We start from the raw sequence: 3,766 nt of genomic DNA on the forward strand, positions 1-3,766 counted from the left end.
CGCTGAAGTGGCCCTGCTTGAGCAGGAATTTGCCGCGATGGTCGGGGCGGAGTATTGCCTTGCCGTGGCATCGGGGGGCTATGCCATTGCCACGGCCCTGCGTGCGGTCGGGGTGAAACCGGGCGACCTCGTGCTGTCCAATGCTTTTACGCTGGCCCCTGTTCCGGGGGCGATTGCCGCCGTCGGGGCGCAGCCGGTGTTCGTTGATGTGACGGACGGGTTGGTGATTGATCTGGACGATCTGGCGGCTAAACTGGATCAGGCCAAGGTCCTTTTGCTGAGCCATATGCGCGGCCATATCTGTGATATGGATACCCTGATGGCGCTGTGCGATGCGGCTGGCGTGACGGTGGTAGAGGATTGCGCCCACACGATGGGGGCCGCGTGGAACGCTGTGCCGTCAGGGCGGCACGGCGCGGTGGGATGCTATTCCTGCCAGACTTACAAACATGTTAATTCAGGCGAGGGTGGTTTGCTGGTGACCGATGATCCGCAGGTCGCGGCCCGTGCGATCATCTTGTCGGGGTCGTATATGATGTATGAAAAGCATCTGGCCGGCCCGCCGCCTGAAGCCTTTGACCAGATCAAATACGAGACCCCAAATATTTCAGGGCGTATGGATAATTTGCGCGCTGCATTGCTGCGGCCCCAGTTGCACGACCTTGGGGCACAAGTCGCGCGCTGGAATGAACGCTATTTCACGGTCGAGGCCGGATTGCGCAACACGCCCGGCCTGACTGTGATCGACCGCGCGGCGGGCGAAAGCATCGTGGGGTCGTCGATCCAGTTTCTGTTGCAAGGTTGGGCACTGGACAAACTGCGCGACGTCCTAAGCCGGTGTTTCGCCCGCGGGGTTGAATTAAAGTGGTTCGGCGCGGCAGAACCTTTGGGCTTTACCAGCCGCTATGATAGCTGGCGATACGCCCCCTCGGCACCCTTGCCCAAAAGCGATGCGGTGTTGGCCGGGCTGATCGACATGCGTGTGCCACTGACCTTCAGTATCGAGGATTGCACCCTGATCGCCCGTATCATCCGCGAGGAAGTGAGCGCGGTTTACCAGCAGGCCTGAGCCACAGAAAAAAGGGCGCAACGAATGCGCCCTTTGATCATCTGAATTTCACAGTCTGATTAGAAACTGATGGTGCCGTGCTGCCCCATATCGGGCTTTTCGTCTGTTAGATGCGCCTTGGCGACTTCATATAGAAAAGACAGGCTGCCACCGGTTGCCCAGACTTCGGCTGACGAAAGATCCATGCGGACCAGCTGTATGTCATCGTCCTGACGACCATCCTCGAACCATGCGCCTGCGATTGCAGACCAGAGTTCGTCCAGTTTCGCAGGGTCGCTCACAGCTTGGACTTTTCCATCGACACGGGCGTAAAGATGTTCGTCATTGCTGATCACAACATATTCTGCCGATGCGCCGGACTGGGCGGTTTTCGCCAGATCGGTTCCCTTGGCGGTGATGAACCACAGCACATTTGCGTCCTTGTCCACATAATGGCTCATCGGGACAGAGCGAGCGTCATCTGTGCCCAGCATCCCTGTGCGAACATCCTCGATGCGGTCCCAGAATTCTTCTTTCAATGAATCGGTCATAGTAAACTCGTCCTTTCACACTTGTTCAATGTTGTAACGACGACGAGGGGGTTCAGGTTCCATATGACGTGGATTTGCTTGACCGAATCCTCTGGGAGTGTAAAGTAATGAACAACTGTTCAATAAACTCTGGGAGGGGTCCATGTTCAACGCCAGCATGAAATTCGATTTGGGCGACGATGTGAATGATCTGCGCGATATGGTGCACCGTTGGGCGCAGGAACGCGTCAAACCGATGGCTGCCAGCATCGACCTGAAAAATGAATTCCCGCCCGAGCTTTGGGAGGAGATGGGCAGCCTTGGCTTGCTGGGGATGACCGTGGATGAGGAATTCGGCGGCACTGGCATGGGCTATCTCGCGCATACCGTCGCGGTCGAAGAGATCGCGCGGGCATCGGCGTCTGTCTCGCTTTCCTACGGGGCACATTCCAACCTTTGCGTGAACCAGATCCGCCTGAACGGCACGGCCGAACAAAAGGCAAAGTACTTGCCGGGTCTGTGTTCAGGCACCCATGTTGGCGCGCTGGCCATGTCCGAACCGTCGGCGGGCAGCGATGTTGTGTCGATGAAACTGCGCGCTGAAAAACGCAACGACCACTACCGCCTGTCCGGCAATAAATACTGGATCACCAACGGCCCAGACGCCGATACTTTGGTGGTTTATGCCAAGACCGATCCCGATGCAGGGTCCAAGGGGATCACGGCGTTCCTGATCGAAAAATCCATGAAGGGTTTCACGACCAGCCCGCATTTCGACAAGCTGGGCATGCGCGGGTCAAACACCGCCGAGCTGATCTTTGACGATGTCGAAGTCCCGTTCGAGAATGTCTTGGGGGAAGAGGGGCGCGGCGTGCGTGTTCTGATGTCGGGCCTTGATTATGAACGCGTCGTGCTGGCGGGCATCGGGCTGGGGATCATGGCGGCGTGTCTGGATGAAATTATGCCCTACATGGCCGAGCGCAAACAGTTTGGCCAGCCTATCGGCAGCTTCCAACTGATGCAGGGCAAGATGGCTGATATGTACACCGCGATGAATTCGGCCCGCGCTTATGTTTACGAGGTCGCAAAGGCCTGTGATCGCGGCGACGTGACCCGCGCGGATGCGGCGGCTTGCTGCTTGTATGCCTCGGAAGAGGCGATGAAACAGGCGCACCAAGCGGTGCAGGCAATGGGCGGCGCGGGCTATCTGTCCGACAACCCCGTGGGCCGCATTTTCCGCGATGCCAAGCTGATGGAAATCGGCGCAGGCACATCGGAAATCCGCCGCATGCTGGTCGGTCGCGAGATGATGGGAGCGATGGCATGATCCGTCTGGCTGCCGTTTTGACGCTGTTGGCCGCACCGGTTCTGGCGCAGGATTTGCAATATACCGATAGGGGTACGCAATCCTGTCTGGAACAGGCAGAAAGCTATGGCGCAAAGATCGATTGTGCCGGTGCGTCGGCAGGGCAATGCATGGAAGACACGCCTGGCGGGCACAGCACCGTTGGCATGGGCGGCTGTCTGGACCGGGAACTGGCCTATTGGGATGGCCTGCTAAACAGCCACTACAAGGTGGCAATGGCACAGGCCAAAAACCTAGATGCCGAGCGTCCAGCGTCGATGAAGGGTCTGCCCGGCGCTGCGGCAGCCTTGCGCGAGATGCAGCGTGCCTGGATCCCGTTCCGCGACAAGGCCTGCGCCTACGAGGCGTCGCTTTGGTCTGGCGGCACGGGGCAGGGACCTGCGGCACTTAGCTGCCTGATGCAGCAAACCGCCAAGCAGACGCTGACGCTCGAGCCTTGGGGCTAGGCGATGGCTGACCCCTTGCCCGGACTGGACATGTCGGGCGCGTGGGACATCCCTGCGCGGCTGAATATGGCGGCGCAATGTCTGGCGCAGGATGCGGGACGGACGTCTATCATTGACCTGACGGGTACCGTGCGGCGCGACGTGACCTATGGCGATTTGTCTGACATGACCGATGGATTGGCGCGGGCGTTGTTGCCGCGTGTGCAGGCGGGCGACCGCGTCGGTGTCTTGCTCAGCCAAAGCCCGTGGTGCGCGGCCGCCCATCTGGCAATCTGGAAAATCGGTGCAATTTCAGTGCCTTTGTTCAAGCTCTTCAAGTATGATGCGTTGAAATCCCGCGTGCAGGATGCGGGCATCACCCTTGTTATGACTGATC

At 58.9% G+C, this 3,766-nt stretch carries 5 protein-coding genes; 4 read left to right on the top strand and 1 reads right to left on the bottom strand.

The features are described from left to right. A partial coding sequence (locus ABYT07_RS19675) for a DegT/DnrJ/EryC1/StrS family aminotransferase (RefSeq protein ID WP_372993711.1) occupies nucleotides 1-1,069 on the top strand: 1,069 nt, incomplete at its 5' end. 59 nt (nucleotides 1,070-1,128) lie between these two features. Here ABYT07_RS19675 and ABYT07_RS19680 read toward each other — a convergent pair. Continuing rightward, nucleotides 1,129-1,599 (bottom strand): pyridoxamine 5'-phosphate oxidase family protein, encoded by a 471-nt coding sequence (locus tag ABYT07_RS19680; RefSeq protein WP_372993712.1) that lies wholly within the window; start codon nucleotides 1,597-1,599, stop codon nucleotides 1,129-1,131. 142 nt (nucleotides 1,600-1,741) lie between these two features. Between ABYT07_RS19680 and ABYT07_RS19685 the strand changes: the two genes are divergently transcribed. The 3 genes from ABYT07_RS19685 to ABYT07_RS19695 form a co-directional block, all read left to right on the top strand. Beyond that, nucleotides 1,742-2,905, top strand: a complete 1,164-nt coding sequence (locus ABYT07_RS19685; RefSeq protein ID WP_372993713.1) for an isovaleryl-CoA dehydrogenase — start codon at nucleotides 1,742-1,744, stop codon at nucleotides 2,903-2,905. Beyond that, nucleotides 2,902-3,390: a lysozyme inhibitor LprI family protein gene (locus ABYT07_RS19690; RefSeq protein ID WP_372993714.1), complete on the top strand. Its 489-nt coding sequence runs from the start codon at nucleotides 2,902-2,904 to the stop codon at nucleotides 3,388-3,390. Before ABYT07_RS19685 ends, ABYT07_RS19690 begins: the two co-directional genes overlap by 4 nt. Nucleotides 3,391-3,393: 3 nt before the next feature. Beyond that, nucleotides 3,394-3,766, top strand: a 373-nt coding sequence (locus ABYT07_RS19695; RefSeq protein ID WP_372993715.1) for an AMP-binding protein, incomplete at its 3' end; no start/stop codon positions are given.

The organism is Sulfitobacter sp., assembly GCF_041552635.1.
Classification (GTDB): domain Bacteria; phylum Pseudomonadota; class Alphaproteobacteria; order Rhodobacterales; family Rhodobacteraceae; genus Sulfitobacter.

Coding starts and splice junctions, on each gene's coding strand:
- ABYT07_RS19680 (WP_372993712.1), bottom strand. CDS start 1,599: ATGACCGATTCATTGAAAGAAGAATTCTGGGACCGCATCGAGGATGTT.
- ABYT07_RS19685 (WP_372993713.1), top strand. CDS start 1,742: ATGTTCAACGCCAGCATGAAATTCGATTTGGGCGACGATGTGAATGAT.
- ABYT07_RS19690 (WP_372993714.1), top strand. CDS start 2,902: ATGATCCGTCTGGCTGCCGTTTTGACGCTGTTGGCCGCACCGGTTCTG.